Below are 16,940 nucleotides of genomic sequence, written 5' to 3' on the forward strand. Positions count from 1 at the left end.
ACGGCACTCACCGACATACATCGATGCTGGTCAGCCGGCCTGCACCGCCAGCCCTTCCTTGTCGTCGGCGAGCTGCACCCGGACGGTGTCGCCGTCGCGGATCTCACCGGCCAGCAGCGCCTTGGCCAACTGGTCGCCGATCGCCGACTGGACCAGTCGACGCAGCGGCCGGGCTCCGTAGATCGGGTCGTAGCCGTGCTCGGCCAGCCAGCTGCGGGCGGTGTCGTCGACGTCCAGGGTCAGCCGGCGGTCGGCCAACCGCCGGCGCATCCGGTCCAGCTGGATGTCCACGATCGACCGCAGCTCCGCGCCGCTGAGCATCGCGAAGACCACGATGTCGTCCAGCCGGTTGAGGAACTCCGGCTTGAAGTGCGCCCGGACCACCGCCAGCACCGCGTCGCGGCGCTGCTCCTCGGTCAACGTCAGGTCGTTGATCAGCGTCGAGCCGAGGTTGGAGGTGAGGATCAGGATCGCGTTGCGGAAGTCGACCGTACGGCCCTGCCCGTCGGTGAGCCGACCGTCGTCGAGCACCTGCAGCAGCACGTCGAAGACGTCCGGGTGGGCCTTCTCCACCTCGTCGAGCAGGATCACCGAGTACGGCCGGCGGCGTACCGCCTCGGTCAACTGACCACCCTCCTCGTACCCGACGTAGCCGGGCGGGGCACCGACGAGCCGGGCCACCGAGTGCTTCTCGGCGTACTCGCTCATGTCGATGCGGACCATGGCCCGCTCGTCGTCGAAGAGGAACTCGGCCAGGGACTTGCCCAGCTCGGTCTTGCCGACGCCGGTCGGGCCGAGGAAGAGGAAGCTGCCGGTCGGCCGGTCCGGGTCGGCGACGCCAGCGCGGGCCCGGCGGACCGCGTCGGAGACGGCGGTGACCGCGGCGGCCTGGCCGACCACCCGGGCGCCCAGCGAGGACTCCATCCGCAGCAGCTTGGCGGTCTCGCCCTCCATCAGTCGGCCGGCCGGGATACCGGTCCAGGCGGCGACGACGGCGGCGATGTCGTCCGCGCCGATCTCCTCCTTGAGCATCGCGCCGTCGGCCTGCAGCGCGGCCAGCTCGGTCTCGGCGCGGGCGAGCTCGCCCTGCAGCGCCGGGATTCGGCCGTACCGCAGCTCGGCGGCGCGCTCCAGCTCACCGTCGCGTTCGGCCCGCTCGGCCTCGCCACCGAGGCGTTCCAGCTCCTCGCGGGCGGTGGAGATCCGGGTGATGTGCCCCTTCTCCAGCTGCCAGCGGTCGCTGAGCGCGGTCAGCTGCTCGCGCTTGTCGGCCAGCTCCCGGCGCAGCCGCTCCAGCCGCTGCGCCGAGCCGGGGTCGGGCTCCTTGGCCAGCGCCATCTCTTCGATCTCCAGCCGGCGCACGGCCCGCTCGATCTCGTCGACCTCGACCGGCCGGGAGTCGATCTCCATCCGCAGCCGGGAGGCGGACTCGTCGACCAGGTCGATCGCCTTGTCCGGCAGGAACCGGTCGGTGATGTAGCGGTCGGACAGGCCGGCGGCGGCGACCAGCGCGGCGTCGGTGATCCGTACGCCGTGGTGCACCTCGTAGCGCTCCTTGAGCCCGCGCAGGATGCCGATGGTGTCCTCCACGGTCGGCTCGCCGACCAGCACCGGCTGGAACCGGCGCTCCAACGCCGGGTCCTTCTCGATGTGCTCGCGGTACTCGTCGAGGGTGGTCGCGCCGACCATCCGCAGCTCGCCCCGGGCCAGCATCGGCTTGAGCATGTTGCCGGCGTCCATCGAGCCTTCGCCCTTGCCCGCGCCGACCACCGTGTGCAGCTCGTCGAGGAAGGTGATCACCTGGCCGTCGGAGCCCTTGATCTCCTCCAGGACCGACTTGAGCCGCTCCTCGAACTGCCCCCGGTACTGCGCACCGGCGACCATCGCGCCGAGGTCGAGCGACACCAGCCGCTTGTCGCGCAGCGACTCGGGTACGTCGCCGGCGACGATCCGCTGGGCGAGACCTTCGACGATCGCGGTCTTGCCGACGCCGGGTTCGCCGATCAGCACCGGGTTGTTCTTGGTACGCCGGGACAGCACCTGGATCACCCGGCGGATCTCGGCGTCCCGGCCGATCACCGGGTCGATCTTGCCGTCGCGGGCGCTGGCGGTCAGGTCGACGCCGTACTTCTCCAGCGCCTGGTAGGTCTGCTCCGGGTCGGCGGTGGTGACCCGGCGGTCGCCGCCGCGCACCGACGGGAACGCGGCGACCAGGTTTTCCTCGGTGGCTCCGGCATCCTTGAGCAGCCCGGCGACGGCCCCGCCGACCCGGGCCAGCCCGGCCAGCAGGTGCTCGGTGGAGGTGTACTCGTCGCCGAGCGGGCGGGCGATCTGCTCGGCCGCGCCGATCGCGTTGGCGAACTCGCGGGACAGGCTCGGCTCGGCGACGCTGGAGCCGCGCGCGGCGGGCAGGTTCTCCACGGTCCGTACGGCGGACCGGCGGATCTCCACCGGGTTGGCGCCGACGGCCCGCAGCAGGCCGGCGGCGGTCGAGCCGCCGGTGTCCAGCAGGGAGAGCAGCAGATGCCACGGTTCGACCGTGGCATGGCCCCGCTGGTTGGCGATGGCGACCGCGGCGGTGATGACTTCGCGACTCTTCGTGGTCAGGCGTTCGGCGTTCATGTGCTCCCCTGTACGGCAGGTTGGTCCACTGATGAGGACACCACCAGACTTGAGTCTATTCCACTCAACTCCGATCGACGAGTCGACCGCCGAAGCCCGACCCGCACCGGTCTACCGCCCGTACGGTTCCCAGGAGATCTCCACCCACCCGGCACCCGACGGCTGTCGCACGTTGAGCAGCACCGCTCCGTCCGGTCGGACCGCCTGCACCGTCGCGTCCCGCAGCCGGGTGAGGTACGCACCCTGCACCGGCCAGTCGATCGGCTCGAAGCGGCCGTCGGAGCCGAGCGACCAGACACCGGTACGGGTGGTGACCAGCAACCGGCCACCGTCCGGCAGCGCCGACATCACGTCCGGCGGCGGGTCGTGGACCGGCACCGGCTCCAGCCGACCCCAATCGGCCCGCCAGACGAGCGGAAACTCACCCGGCAGGGGCACCGGCTCGCCGATCAGCCAGTAACCGCCCGACGGCGTCGTCTCTACGACGAACTGGCGGATCCGCTCCGGATCCGCGACGGTGACCGCGTCGGTCCGCCACAGCCAGCGCACCCCGGGCCCACCGCCACCGTCATCGTCAGTCGCCACCGGCGCGCCGAACGCCACATGCAGCCGGCCGTCGTGCAGCCCGGCGACGGTCAACTTGTCGCCGATGTACCCGACGGTCTGCACGACCGGGATCGGCGGCTGCTGCGCCAACGGCTTCACCCCCACCTGGGTGGCTTCGCCGACCCGGGCGACACCGTCGGAGCCGCAGCACACCTGGTACCGCCCGTGCACGGCGGCGAACTCCGGCGGCATCGACCCGTCCGGGCCGTTGCCCCGGGTGAAGGTCACACCCCCGTCGAGCGACCGGTACCAGGCGGCGTCGGCGGACAGCACCAGGCTGCCGTGGCCGACCAGCATCGAATGCTCCGCCACCGCCGGGTCCGGGTGCTCCCGGTGCTGCCAGGACCGGCCGCCGTCGGCGGTCGCGTAGAGCACCGCCGGGCAACTCGCCGGCGCCCCGGCGCCCACCGACGTGTCGCATCCGTGGAAGTAGGCGTACCCGTGTTTGGCGTCGTCGAACGCGACGAATGGGGCGGCGTAGCCGGCCGGCACCCGCATCGGGCGGACCTCGACGGCGGGCCCACCGACAGGCACCGTCGCGTCGGTCGACGGGGCCGCGCGGTCTGGAGGTGGCCGGCGGATGTCGCCGATCGAACACCCGGTGAGGATCAGCAGGGCCGACAGAACGATGGCCGTGATGGACCCGCCTGCCCGACGTCGCATCCACCCTCTCCTTCCGTCCGCGCCCCACGACCGCCCGGTCCGGCGACCACGCCTGGGCCGATTCGGCACCGCGTCCGCACCAGTCTGCCGGGACGCGGCGCGACCGTCTGCCCTTAGGCGGCGTAGCGTGGACGGTGTGCGCGCACGTGTGGAACAGGTCGACCTGCCCGGCATCGGGGTACGCCACGACCTGATGACCGAGTCAGGCCGACGGATCGGTGTGGTGAGTCACCGGTCAGGGCGTCGGGACCTCGTCCTGTATGACCGGGACGACCCGGACGCCTGTGACGCCGACATCCCGCTGACCGACGACGAGGCGGAGGCGCTCGCCGACATCCTCGGCGCGTCGCTGATGCTCAGCCAGCTCGCCGGGCTGCGCGACCAGGCCGCCGGGCTGCTCACCGAGCAGGTACCGATCTCGGCCGGCTCGCCGTTCGTCGGCCGTACCCTCGGCGACACCAAGACGCGGACCCGTACCGGGGCGTCGATCGTGGCGGTGCTGCGCAACCGGGAGGTGCTGGCCTCTCCCGGGCCGGAGTTCCGGTTCGCCGCCGGCGACGTGGTGGTGGTCGTCGGCACCAGGTCCGGGCTGGACGGCGTCGGCGGCATCCTCGCCAACGACGACCCGGCCGGCTGACCCGGCCATGCACGACAGCGCACTGCTGCTGATCGAACTCGGCGCGCTGCTGCTGCTCCTCGGTCTGCTCAGCCGCCTGTCCCGGCGCTACGGGCTGTCGCCGATCCCGCTCTACCTGCTCGCCGGGCTGCTGTTCGGTCACGGCGGCCTGCTCCCGCTGCACGACATCCAGGACTTCTTCGCCGTCGGGGCGGAGATAGGCGTGGTGCTGCTGCTGGTGATGCTCGGGCTGGAGTACTCGGCGAGCGAGCTGATCGGCAACCTGCGCCGGGCGGCACCGGCGGGCCTGATCGACGCGCTGCTCAACGCGCTGCCGGGAGTCGCGTTCGCCCTGCTGCTCGGCTGGGGGCCGACCGCCGCCGTGGTGCTCGGCGGGATCACCTGGATCTCGTCGTCCGGCGTGATCGCCAAGATGCTCGGCGACCTGGGCCGGCTGGGTAACCGCGAAACGCCGGTCATCCTGTCGATCCTGGTCGTCGAGGACCTGGCGATGGCGTTCTACCTGCCGGTGCTCAGCGCGGTGCTGATCGGCGCCGGGCTCGCCGCCGGCAGCCTCGCGGTCGCGGTGGCGGTCACCACGGTCACCGTCGTGCTGCTGGTCGCGGTCCGGTTCGGCCACCGGATCTCCGCTCTGCTGTCGGTACGCGACCCGGAGGCGCTGCTGCTCGGCGTACTCGGATTGACCCTGCTGGTCGCCGGGATCGCCGCCGAACTGCAGGTCTCCGCGGCGGTCGGCGCGTTCCTGGTCGGCATCGCGCTGTCCGGGCCGGTGGCGCACAGCGCCACCGAACTGCTCACCCCGCTGCGGGACGTGTTCGCCGCGGTCTTCTTCGTCTTCTTCGGGCTGGTGACCGACCCCCGGGACATCCCGCCGGTGCTGCTGCCGGCCCTCGGCCTGGCGGTGGTGACGATGGGCACCAAGGTGCTGACCGGCTACCTGGCCGCCAAGCGGGCCGGCATCGCCGCTCCCGGTCGGTGGCGGGCCGGGCTGGCGCTGATGCCGCGTGGGGAGTTCTCCATCGTGATCGCCGGCCTTGCGGTCGCCAGCTCCGGCATCGAGCCGGCGCTCGCGCCGTTGGCCACCGCGTACGTGCTGATCACGGTGGTAACCGGACCGGTGCTGGCCCGGATTCCGGATTCCCGCTGGTTCAAGCATCGGCTGCGGGGGCGGCCCGCACCCCTCGCGGCCAGCGGAAATCACCTGACGGGAGCGGACCAACACGTACCGGCTTCGTGAAAGGCATTACCAGGGACTTCCCCGATCACCCTCCGACACGCTACCGTGGCGCGGCAGTAGCTAGTGGTAGGCCCAGGGCCGGTTGTGCCCTGTCGGCCGCGAACGGGAGGGTCCCCGTTGAGCGTGCAAGAGTCGGCGTTCCGCGGCTTCGCCAACCCGGTGGACCCAGCGCCCGCCGAGCTGCGCGCCTGGGCGTACCAGCCGGACTCGGTCCCGCTGCAGTCGATGCCGCAGGACTGGGACCTGCTCGTCTCCGGTGACCGGCTGATCACCACGCTGTTCGACCTGGCGATGGATCCGACCTGTCCGGCCCGCCGGTTCGCGCTGCACTGCCTCTACATCTACGCGGCGGACGGCATCCGGACCAACTTCCGCGCCCACCCGAAACGGCGGCTGCGCAAGCTGGTCGAGCAGGCCGAGCAGGACGGCGACGAGCTGATGTCGGTCTGGGCGCACAACACCCGGGTGCTGCTGGCCAAGCCGCAGCTGTTCGACTACCACGACTGGTGCGAGGGCGGCCTGGTCCGCAAGTCCCGCCGGCTGAGCTAGCATCCGCGAGTCCCGCGACCGCGACCTGCATCGCCCGCTGCAGGCCGGCCAGCAGCTGGTCCCGGTCGACCAGGATCGCCCGCTCCGGCTCGGGCAGCTCGGTGAGGAGTTGCATCATCACCGCGACCAGCGCGCCGACGAACGATCCCACCATCGCGGCGGCGGTGACCTCGTCGAGCTCGTCCGGGAAGGATTCGTGCAGCCCTCGGGCCGGCTCGGTCTGTCCGCTGAGCAGCAGCCGGAGCGCGTAGCCCTGCAGCGCCGGGCTGGCCAGGATCATCCGGACCCGGACCGGTACCAGCCGGGCGAACAGCTGGTCGGAAAAGGTGCTGGTGGCGATGTTCCGGGCACCGCTGATCGCGGTCAAGGCCGCGGTGCTGGCGCTGCTGTCCATCGGCACTGCGTACGGCGTACTGGTGGTGATCTTCCAATGGGGGTGGGGACTGGGGCTGATCGGTGTCGACCGCCCGGTACCGATCATGTCCGTGGTGCCGATGCTGCTCTTCGCCGTGCTGTTCGGCCTGTCGATGGACTGCGCTGCTGAGCCTGCTCGGTCACCGCGCCTGGTGGCCGGTCCGCAGGGTCGGCTAGCCGGTCTGCCCGGAACCTGGGCGGGCCGGCCGGTCCCGGCGCTGCGGCCGCCACACCACCAGGGCGGTCGAGGTGCGGCTGGTCGGGACCAGGTCACGTCGCGGGTACGGGCCGACCGACTCCAGCTCGGCGATCCGCTGGTACGCCTCGGCCAGCTCGGCGCGCAACCCGTCAACCTGCTGCTGCAGGTCGCCGACGAGCTGCTCCAGCCCGATGATCCGCTTGATGCCGGCCAGGTTGACGCCGTCGTCCTGGCTGAGCCGCTGGACCTCGCGCAGCAGCACCACGTCCCGGACGCTGTACCGGCGGCCGCCGCCAGCCGCCCGGCCGGCCTGCACCAGGCCCAGCCGGTCGTACTGGCGCAGCGTCTGCGGATGCATGCCGGCCATCCGCGCCGCCACCGAGATGATCAGGACCTTGGCGTCGGAGGCGGCCTCGAACGTGATCAGCAGCTCGTCGTCCACCCCTCACTCACCTCCCGTCTGTCCCTCGCCGCGACCCGGCGGCCTGCTCCTCGTTGCGACGCAGCCGGGCGGCGAGACGTTCCCGGTCGGCAGCGGGGGTGTGCTCCGCAAAGGTCCGCAGGGCGGCCCGTGCCGACTCGTCCACGGTAGCCGGAACGACGACCTCGACGGTCACCAGAAGATCACCGGTGGTGCCGTCCCGACGGGGCACGCCCTTGCCACGTGCCCGCAAGGTACGCCCACTCGGCGTACCTGGTTGCACCCGAAGCGTCACGGCGCCGTCCATGGTCGGGACCCGCAGGTCGGTGCCGAGCACCGCCTCGGCGTAGGTGATCGGCACGGTCAGGGTGAGATCGTCGCCGGTCCGCCCGAACAGCTCGTCGTTGCGGACCTTGACCAGCACGAACAGGTCACCGGCCGGGCCACCCCGGTCGCCCGGCTCACCCCGCCCGGCCAGCCGGATCCGCTGGCCGTCCGCCACGCCGGGTGGGAAACGGACGTTCAGCGTCCGGGTCTTGGTCACCCCGCCGGAGCCGTGACATTCCGGGCACTTCTCGTCGACGATCGTGCCCACCCCCTGGCAGTCCCGGCACGGCTCGGAGAAGCTGAACGACCCCTGGTTGCGGGTGGTCAGCCCGGTCCCGGCACAGGTCGGGCAGGTCCTCGGCACCGAGCCGGGCTTGGCACCGTTGCCATGGCAGGTGTCGCACACCCCGGGTGCCCGCAGGCTCAGCGGCAAGGTCGTGCCGCGTACGGCGGCGCCGAAGTCGAGCACCACCTCGGCCTCGACGTCGCGGCCTCGAGCCGGGCCACGGGTACGCATCCCGCCCCCGCCGCCGCCGGAGAAGATCGAGCTGAAGATGTCGGAGAACCCGGCCCCACCGAACCGCCGGTCCCCGGCACCGCCGGCACCGGCACCGGCGAAGCCGCCGAACAGGTCGGCCGGGTCGAAGCCCGGCCCACCACCACGCGCCCCCCGGCGGAACGCGCCCGAACCGAACAGCGAGCGCATCTCGTCGTACTCCTTGCGCCGCCGATCGTCGGCCAGCACGTTGTACGCCTCCGAGACCGCCTTGAACCGCTCCTCGAAGGCCGAGTTGCCGGGGTTGTGGTCGGGATGCAACTCGCGGGCCAGCTTGCGGTACGCCTTCTTGATCTCGTCGGCGGAGGCTGTCCTGGGCACCCCCAGCACGGCGTAGAAGTCCTTTTCCAGCCAGTCCTTGGAACTCACCCTGTCCTCCTCCTGTCCGTCACCGGACCCCGCCCCTGACCGCGTTGGCACCGTCCGGACGACCGGCCGACCACTGCCGGCCCGGCCGACGCGCGGCGGCCGGTAGCGCGGTGCCGGCGGCGGGACGCGCTCCACGTCCCGCCGCCGGCCGTGATGTTCGCCGGTGGACCACCGGCGGCGGTCATTCCGGGTCTGCGACAGCGACCAGCGCCGCCCGCAGCAGCCGGTCCCCGAGCAGGTAGCCCCGCCGCATCACGTCGACGCAGGTGGGTTCGGTGACCTCGGCGGAGGTCAGGTGGGCGACCGCCTCGTGCTGGGTGGGATCGAACGGGTCGCCCTTCTCACCGAAGGCGGTGAGTCCGAACTTGCTCAGCGCCGCGCCGAGCTGCTCGGCCACGGCGCCGAACGGGCCGACCAGGTCGCCGTGCTCCCGCGCCCGGTCCAGGTCGTCCAGGATCGGCAGCAGCGCGGCGAGGACCGCACCGGTGGCCTGCTCGGCGGCGACCCCTTTGTCCCGCTCGACCCGCTTGCGATAGTTGGCGTACTCGGCGGTCACCCGCTGCAGGTCGCGGGTGCGTTCGTCGAGATCGGCGCGGAGTGCCTCCAGCTCGGCGCCGAGCGGACCGGAACCGGCTGCGCCCCCGGCCGCCTCCTCGGCGTCCGACTCCGGTGCCGGCTCCACCACCTCGCCGACCACCGGCTCACCGGCCACCGGTTCGTCGACGACGGCGGTGTCCGACGAGTCGGGCTGAACTGCCCGGTCGGCGCCGGACCCGGTGCTCGTCGCGGATCGGTTCTCGGTCGCGGATCGGTTCTCGGTCGCGGATCGGGTCGGCTCGTCCTTTCCGGTTTCGCTGGCGGCCGACCCGTCCGCGGACCTGTCGTCGGCTTTCCCGCTCACTGGCTCCTCCTCCGTGCCCGACCGGGCGTGCCGCCCGGTCGGACGATGGTCGGTGGGGGGTGCCGCACCCGTCGGCTCGGCCGCCGCGTGCCGCGCGGTCCGGGGCCGCGTCCCGGTCGGGTCGATCCGGCGTTTGTCCCGGATCACCAGGCGCTCGGTGGTCTCACCGTCCGCCTGCTCGACCGGTGCCGAGCGGCGCCTCGGCGGGCCGGTGCCGGCCGGATCAGCGGCCCGTGACTTCTCCGTCATGTGGCTACCTCGCTCCGTGCGGCGGTTCGAGGGAAGATCATCGCTGGTCCTCGGCCTCGACGAGGACTCACTTCTTGTCGTCCTCGATGATCTCCGCGTCGACCACGTCGTCCGGCCCGCCGGCGGCACCACCCGACGCGGACGCCCCAGCGGCGCCCGGTCCGGCGGTGCCCGGTCCGGCCTCGCCGGGGCCGCCGGCACCGCCCGGCTGACCCGGCTGCTCGGCCTGCTGGGCGTAGAGCTGCGAGCCGGCCTGCTGGGAAACCTGGGCCAGCTTCTCGTGCGCGGACTTGATCGCCTCGATGTCGCTGCCGGCCAACGCGCCACGCAGTTCGCCCAGCGCGTCGTTCATCTGGTCGCGGGAGTCCGACGGCAGCTTGTCACCGCTCTCGGCGAGGAACTTCTCGGTCTGCCACTGCAGCTGCTCGGCCAGGTTGCGGGTCTCCGCCTCCTCGCGACGCCGCTTGTCCTCGTCGGCGTGGTCCTGCGCGTCGCGCATCATCCGCTCGATGTCGTCCTTCGGCAGCGCCGAGCCGCCGGTGATCGTCATCGACTGCTCCTTGCCGGTGCCCAGGTCCTTGGCGTTGACGTGGACGATGCCGTTCGCGTCGATGTCGAAGGCGACCTCGACCTGCGGCACGCCGCGCGGCGCCGGCGGGAGCCCGGTCAGCTCGAAGGTGCCGAGCTTCTTGTTGTACGCGGCGATGTCCCGCTCACCCTGGAAGACCTGGATGAGCACCGACGGCTGGTTGTCGTCAGCCGTGGTGAACACCTCGGAACGCTTGGTCGGGATGGTGGTGTTGCGCTCGATCAGCTTGGTGAAGATGCCGCCCTTGGTCTCGATGCCCAGGCTCAGCGGGGTCACGTCGAGCAGCAGGACGTCCTTGACCTCGCCCTTGAGCACACCGGCCTGCAGCGCAGCACCGACCGCGACCACCTCGTCCGGGTTGACGCCCTTGTTCGGCTCCCGGCCGGTCAACTGCTTGACCAGGTCGGAAACGGCCGGCATCCGGGTGGACCCGCCAACCAGAATGACGTGGTCGACGTCGGCCAACTTGACGCTGGCGTCCTTGATCGCCTGCTCGAACGGGCCCTTGCAGCGGTCCAGCAGGTCCTGGGTCATCCGCTGGAACTCGGCGCGGGTCAGCGTGACGTCCAGGTGCAGCGGCGCCGACGGGGCACCGTCCGACCCGGCCGGGCCGGCGGTGATGTACGGCAGGTTGATGCTGGTCGTGGTGGCGGCGGACAGCTCGATCTTGGCCTTCTCCGCGGCTTCCCGCAGCCGCTGCATCGCCATCTTGTCCTGGGCCAGGTCCACGCCGTGCTGGCCACGGAACGTCTTCACCAGGTGGTCGATGATCCGCTGGTCCCAGTCGTCACCACCGAGGAGGTTGTCACCACTGGTCGACTTGACCTCGATCACGCCCTCGCCGAGCTCCAGCAGCGAGACGTCGAAGGTGCCGCCACCGAGGTCGAAGACCAGGACGGTCTGCTCCTTGGAGCCCTTGTCCAGGCCGTACGCCAGGGCTGCCGCGGTCGGCTCGTTGACGATTCGCAGCACGTTGAACCCGGCGATCTCGCCGGCTTCCTTGGTGGCCTGACGCTGCGCGTCGTTGAAGTACGCCGGGACGGTGATCACCGCGTCAGTGATCCGCTCACCGAGGTAGGCCTCGGCATCCCGCTTGAGCTTCATCAGGGTACGGGCGGAGATCTCCTGCGGCGTGTACTTCTTGCCGTCGATGTCGACGGTCCAGTTGGTGCCGATCTCCCGCTTGACCGACCGGATCGTCCGGTCCGGGTTGGTCACCGCCTGTCGCTTGGCGACCTCGCCGACGAGCACCTCACCGTTGCGGGCGAACGCGACGATGGAAGGAGTGGTCCGGGAGCCCTCCGCGTTGGCGATGACGGTAGGCTCACCACCCTCCAGCACACTGACGCAGGAGTTCGTCGTGCCCAGGTCGATACCGACCGCACGTGCCATGGTCGCTTCCTCGCTTCGTTCGTAGAGCAGGTGCCGGGGCACCGCCCCGCCGTACACCCACCACAAGTTGAGTGGACTTGACTCAATACTGCCACGATCGCAGCCGCCGTCAAGTCAGGTTGAGTCGGAGTCGCGCAACCTACACCCTCACCAGCAACGATCCCCCCCTCCGACCCCGTCGCACACAGTGTCATCGGCAGCCACGCCGGGCCGGTTCAGGTTGTCTGGCATGCATTGATCGGGCACGCTTTACCCGTGACCACGCAGGGCGGACCGGCCGCGCCCAACCCCGGCGCACCCGCACTTCCCGCTGCACTCGAGCGACTACGCTCCGCAATCGCGGCTATGGCGTACCCTCTCGTGCTGCCCTCGGCCGAGGAGGGCCGCGAGGTCGGTGCCGGCTTGATCGCCCAGCTGGACGACTATCTACTACCCCGGCTCGCCCGACTCGACGCACCGCTGCTGGTGGTGGTCGGCGGCTCCACCGGTGCGGGCAAGTCGACCCTGGTCAACAGCATGGTCCGGGCCCGGGTCAGCGCCACCGGCGTACTACGGCCCACCACCCGGTCCCCGGTGCTGGTCAGCCACCCGGCGGACGCCAGCTGGTTCCGGCAGGGCGAGCTGCTGCCCGGTCTGACCCGCACCGCCGGCCCCACCGACGCCCCGGACGCGCTGCAGCTCGTCGCCGCGCCGGCGCTACCCCCCGGGCTGGCCTTTCTCGACGCGCCGGACATCGACTCGGTGGTCGACGCCAACCGGGCGCTCGCCGTCCAACTGCTCGCCGCCGCCGACCTGTGGCTGTTCGTCACCACCGCCGCCCGGTACGCCGACGCGGTTCCCTGGCAACTGCTGCAGACCGCGCAGCTGCGCGGGACCATGGTCGCGCTCGCCCTGGACCGGGTGCCGACCGAGGCGGTCGACGAGATCACCGCGCACCTGCGGGAGATGCTCACCGACCACGACCTCGGCGACGTCCCGATCTTCGTGGTGCCCGAGACGGTGGTCGGCGGCCAGGGACTGCTGCCGGAAATCGTCGCCGCACCGCTGCGCGAATGGTTCGGCCAGCTCGCCGGGGACGCCGCCGCCCGCGCCGCGGTGATCCGGCAGTCCCTGGACGGGGCGCTGAGCGCGCTGGCGCCGACCGTCGAAGGGCTGGCCTCCGCCGCCGACGACCAGCTCGACGCGGCCCGCACCCTGACCGACCGGGTCCGCGCCGCGTACCGCAGCGCGAGCCGCAACGCCGAGCAGGCGGTGCAGGACGGCCGGCTGCTCCGCGGCGAAGTACTTGGCCGCTGGCAGGACTTCGTCGGCACCGGCGAACTGTTCCGTTCACTGGAGGCCAGGGTGGGGCGGCTTCGCGACCGGGTGCTCAGCGCCGTCACCGGCCGGCCCGCACCCGCCAACCAGCTGCGGACCGCGATCGAGTCACAACTGGTCACCCTGATCAGGGGCGCGGCGACCGAGGCCGCCGACGCCGCGAACCTCGCCTGGCGGACCCACCCGGCCGGTGCCGCGCTACTCACCCCGGACCTCGCCCAGCCCTCCGCTGACCTGCCGGAACGCGCCGAGCGACTGGTCCGCGACTGGCAACGCGACGTGCTCGAACTGGTCCGGGCCGAGGCCGGCGACAAACGGTTCGTCGCCCGCACCGCCGCGTACGCGGTGAACGCCACCGGGCTCGCCGTCATGATCGCCGTCTTCGCCTCGACCGCCTTCATCCCGACCGGGCTGGAGGTCGCCGCCGCCGGCGGCACCACCGTCGCCGCCCAGAAGGTGCTCGAGGCGATCTTCGGCGACCAGGCGATCCGCAACCTCGCCAACCGGTCCCGGGAGGGTCTGCTGCGCCGCATCCGGGCACTGCTCGATGAGGAGGCCGGCCGCTACCTGCGGCTGATCGAAGCGGCCGGTGTCCCGCCGCAGGCCGTCGACGCCACGGCCACCCCGCCCGGCGACCGGCTGCGCGCCGCAGCCGTCGAGGTCGAGCAGGCCCGGGCGGCAGCCGGGTTGAGCAGCGGTACGCCGTACCGGTTGCCGGACACCCTGCCCGGCGCGACCGGACCGCTGCCGGGAGCGGTCGCGTGACCGGCTTCGTCGACCGGGTCCGACACCTGGTCCGAGGAGACTCACGGGTGGACGCCGACCTGCTGGTCGACCGGCTCGACGCGCTCGGGCGGTTCCTGCGCGCCGCCGACGGTCGGATTCCCGACGACCGGCTCGGAGCCGCCCGCACCCTGGTCGAGCGGGCCGGAGCCCGGCTGGCGCTGTCCCGGGAGCACACCGTCGTGGCGCTGGCCGGCGCCACCGGCAGCGGCAAGTCCAGCATCTTCAACGCGCTGGCCGGGCGGGACCTCTCTTCGGTCGGCGTGCGCCGCCCCACCACCGGGTACGCGCACGCGTGCGGTTGGGGGGCGGTCGACGGGGCGAGCGGGCTGTTGGACTGGGTCGGGGTCCTGCCCCGACACCGGTTCGTCCGGGAGAGCGCCCTGGACGGCACCGACGAGGCCGGGCTGCACGGTCTGGTCCTGCTCGACCTGCCCGACTTCGATTCGGTCGAGTACGGACACCGGCTGGAGGTCGACCGGCTACTCGGCCTGGTCGACCTGGTGATCTGGGTGGTCGACCCGCAGAAGTACGCCGACCGGGTGATCCACCGCAGCTATCTGCGGGAGTTCCATCGCAACCGGGACGTCACCGTGGTGGTACTCAACCACGCCGACCGGCTGGACCGGGCCGAGCTGCCCCGGCTGCTCGCCGACCTGCGCCGGCTGCTCGACGCCGACGGGCTCGACGGAGTCCCGCTGCTGGCCACCTCGGCGCTGGTGCCGGCCGCGATGACCGAGCTGCGCCGGCTGTTGGAAGGCACGGTGGCCGAGCGGCAGGCGGCGCTGCGTCGACTCTCCGGTGACCTGGATACGGTCACCGACGGTCTGGCGGAGCTGGTCGGTCCGGCCGACGAACGCGCCGAGGATGAGATCAACCGCGGCACGGTGCGCCGGCTCAGCCTGGCGCTGGCGGCGGCGGCCGGGGTGCCGAGCGTCGTCGACGCCGTCGAGTCGGCGTACCTGCACCGGGCCGGGGCCGCGACCGGCTGGCCACTCACCCGGGCCTGGCGCAGGCTGCGGCCGGATCCGCTGCTACGGCTGCACCTGCTCGGCTCCGGCCGGACCGGCGGCACCGGCCCGGCCGACCAACCAGCGCCGGTGACCGCGCCCGATCGACCGGTGCCGCCGTCGCTGACCGGGGCTGGTGGACCGGTGCCGGTCACCTCGTTGCCGGCGCCGAGTGCGGCGCAGCGCGCCGCGGTCGATCTGGCCGTACGCAGCCTCGCCGAGCAGGCCGGTAGTCGGCTGCCGACCCCCTGGTCTGCGGCGGTTACCGCCGCCGCCCGGTCGCAACGGGCCGAGCTGCCGGACGCTCTCGACCGGGCGATCGGCGGTGCCGACCTGGGCCTGGACCGGCAGCCGATGTGGTGGCGGCTGGTCCGCGCGGTGCAGTGGGCGGTCACCGCCACCGCCGCCGCCGGGCTCGGCTGGCTGCTGGTCGGCTTCGTCATCCGTACGCTGGGTCTGCCGGCCCTCGACTATCCGACGGTCGGTGTCCTGCCGGTGCCGACCGCGATGCTGCTCGGCGGCCTGCTCGGCGGGGTTCTGCTCAGTCTGTTGATCCGTCCGGTGACCGGGTGGGCGGCCCGACGGGTCCGCAGACGGGCCGAGGACCGGCTGTACGACGTGGTGGCCGAGACTGCCCGCCGGTTGGTCGTCGCCCCGGTCCGGGCGATCCTGCAGGCGCACGCCGACGCCCGCGACGCGCTGGACCGCGTTCGGTCGTCCCACCGCTGAGGGCCCTGTCCGGTCTTCTGGTGGGAGCGCGGCCCACGGCCTGGCTGGACGGGGCCGGAGTCCACCCGCCCGGCGTGCCCGACATGTAACGCACAGGTGATGCCACCCGCCGCAGCACGGCGTAGGGTCGATTCATGGCCACGCCTGAAACCCCCTACGAAGCGGTGCTCGCCGCCGCCCGTGACGTGACCAAGTTGGAGTGTGCACTCGACGCGGAGATGCTCGGCGCCGCCCTGCTCGGCAGCGTGTACGCGGTGGCGGAGACGGACCGCGCCGATGCGGTCCGGGAGTTCGTCGGCGGTTTTCTCGCCGCCACCACCCGCCGGCGCGCCGCCGCCGCTACCACCATCCGTACCGTCTTCGCCCGGCTGGTGCCGGAGGCGGCGGGCGCCGCCGCGGTGAAGGTCGGCAAGACCGCGCCGCCCTGGTCGGACCGGTTGGGCCGGGTCCGGCTGACCGGCAGCTACGCGTACGGCGACGTGTACGGCGACCAGACCTCGTACCTGGCCACCTTCGCCTACGACGACGAGCTCGGCGGCCCCGAACACGCGATGGTGGCGCTGGTCGACCACAACATCGGCATCACCAAGGATGTCTTCGTCGGCGGTCCGGCCGAGCGGGTCCTCGGTCAGGTCCGGCAGATGTGCGCCAACGACGAGCTGACCTGGTTCCGTGAAGAGGATCCCCGGGTCCTGCGCGGTGAGGTGAGCCGGCACCTGGCGATCACCGACGGGCTGGGCGAGTTGCCCGGCGAGGGGTCGCTCGCCACCGACCGGGCGTTGGTCGGCGCGCGGCTCGCCGTACTGCCCGCGCCGCTGCGGACCGTGGCGCTGGCGCCGGACGACCCGCTGCCCGCCGACCGGCGGACCGTCCTGGTGCGGGAGTTCCTCGCGTCTGCCGAGGCCAAGCGGTTCGGTCTGGACGCGGCCGGCGACGCCGACCTCGCCTCGCTGCACTTCTGCCTGAGCCTGGTGCTCGACCACTCGGCGAGCCTGCTCGACCCCGACCCGATGCGCTGGAGCCCGGCGGTGGCTGGCATGTTCCTGCTGGACTGGGTGCACCGCCGGGCGGTGCTGGACATCGACGACGCGGCCATGCTGCCCGGCGTGGTCCGCGGCTGGTCCGCGTACGCCGGCCGGCAGCGCGGTCTACCGGCAGCGGCGTTCAGCCAGATGGACGCCGCGATCGCCGAGATGGTGCCGGAGTTCGTCCGTCTCTACACCACCGGGGAGCGCCGCAGCCCCGCCACGGCCGCAGTCGCCCAACTCCTTGCCGAGGGTGTCGACCTCAACGATCCGCAGGCGCTCGACGCCTGGATCGAGGCCAACCGGCAACGACTCGCCGACGAGCAGGGCGGATCCTGACGGGTC

Annotated in this window: 12 protein-coding genes; 6 read left to right on the forward strand and 6 right to left on the reverse strand. The window is 72.3% G+C overall.

Annotated elements, in window-relative coordinates; translation table 11 throughout:
• Positions 1-30: 30 nt before the first annotated feature.
• Entirely contained in the window at positions 31-2,622 is a 2,592-nt protein-coding gene (clpB, locus tag O7543_RS19865; protein ID WP_281552455.1) for an ATP-dependent chaperone ClpB, read from the reverse strand.
• A 111-nt stretch (positions 2,623-2,733) separates the two neighbouring features.
• Positions 2,734-3,891 carry a hypothetical protein gene (locus O7543_RS19870; RefSeq protein ID WP_281552454.1) on the reverse strand — a complete coding sequence of 386 codons (1,158 nt, stop codon included), beginning with the start codon at positions 3,889-3,891 and terminating at the stop codon, positions 2,734-2,736.
• A 136-nt stretch (positions 3,892-4,027) separates the two neighbouring features.
• Between O7543_RS19870 and O7543_RS19875 the strand changes: the two genes are divergently transcribed.
• The 3 genes from O7543_RS19875 (at position 4,028) to O7543_RS19885 (ending at position 6,314) form a co-directional block, all read left to right on the forward strand.
• Entirely contained in the window at positions 4,028-4,528 is a 501-nt protein-coding gene (locus tag O7543_RS19875; RefSeq protein ID WP_278172676.1) for a cation:proton antiporter regulatory subunit, read from the forward strand.
• A 7-nt stretch (positions 4,529-4,535) separates the two neighbouring features.
• Positions 4,536-5,765: a cation:proton antiporter gene (locus O7543_RS19880; RefSeq protein ID WP_281552453.1), complete on the forward strand. Its 1,230-nt coding sequence runs from the start codon at positions 4,536-4,538 to the stop codon at positions 5,763-5,765.
• A 117-nt stretch (positions 5,766-5,882) separates the two neighbouring features.
• Entirely contained in the window at positions 5,883-6,314 is a 432-nt protein-coding gene (locus O7543_RS19885; protein ID WP_123606516.1) for a hypothetical protein, read from the forward strand.
• A gap of 587 nt (positions 6,315-6,901) precedes the next feature.
• On the opposite strand, the gene O7543_RS19890 is transcribed toward O7543_RS19885, so the two are convergent.
• From O7543_RS19890 to dnaK, 4 genes are all read right to left on the reverse strand, one after another.
• Positions 6,902-7,369 (reverse strand): MerR family transcriptional regulator, encoded by a 468-nt coding sequence (locus O7543_RS19890; RefSeq protein ID WP_281552452.1) that lies wholly within the window; start codon positions 7,367-7,369, stop codon positions 6,902-6,904.
• Positions 7,370-7,376: 7 nt separating this feature from the next.
• The gene (gene dnaJ, locus O7543_RS19895) at positions 7,377-8,600 is read right to left on the reverse strand and encodes a molecular chaperone DnaJ (RefSeq protein ID WP_281552451.1); all 1,224 of its coding nucleotides are present in this window, start codon (positions 8,598-8,600) and stop codon (positions 7,377-7,379) included.
• Positions 8,601-8,781: 181 nt separating this feature from the next.
• Positions 8,782-9,750, reverse strand: a complete 969-nt coding sequence (gene grpE, locus O7543_RS19900) for a nucleotide exchange factor GrpE (protein WP_348650027.1) — start codon at positions 9,748-9,750, stop codon at positions 8,782-8,784.
• 67 nt (positions 9,751-9,817) lie between these two features.
• Positions 9,818-11,731 (reverse strand): molecular chaperone DnaK, encoded by a 1,914-nt coding sequence (gene dnaK, locus O7543_RS19905; RefSeq protein ID WP_281552450.1) that lies wholly within the window; start codon positions 11,729-11,731, stop codon positions 9,818-9,820.
• Positions 11,732-12,076: 345 nt separating this feature from the next.
• Between dnaK and O7543_RS19910 the strand changes: the two genes are divergently transcribed.
• From O7543_RS19910 to O7543_RS19920, 3 genes are all read left to right on the forward strand, one after another.
• Positions 12,077-13,813: an ABC transporter gene (locus tag O7543_RS19910; RefSeq protein WP_281552449.1), complete on the forward strand. Its 1,737-nt coding sequence runs from the start codon at positions 12,077-12,079 to the stop codon at positions 13,811-13,813.
• Positions 13,810-15,570, forward strand: coding sequence for a GTPase (locus tag O7543_RS19915; RefSeq protein ID WP_281552448.1), 1,761 nt, complete (start codon positions 13,810-13,812; stop codon positions 15,568-15,570). The genes O7543_RS19910 and O7543_RS19915 overlap by 4 nt, the downstream gene beginning before the upstream one ends.
• 134 nt (positions 15,571-15,704) lie before the next feature.
• Positions 15,705-16,934, forward strand: a complete 1,230-nt coding sequence (locus O7543_RS19920) for a hypothetical protein (RefSeq protein ID WP_281552447.1) — start codon at positions 15,705-15,707, stop codon at positions 16,932-16,934.
• Positions 16,935-16,940 lie beyond the last annotated feature (6 nt).

The sequence above is a fragment of the Solwaraspora sp. WMMA2080 genome, assembly GCF_027497395.1.
In the GTDB taxonomy this organism is placed as follows: Bacteria; Actinomycetota; Actinomycetes; order Mycobacteriales; family Micromonosporaceae; genus Micromonospora_E.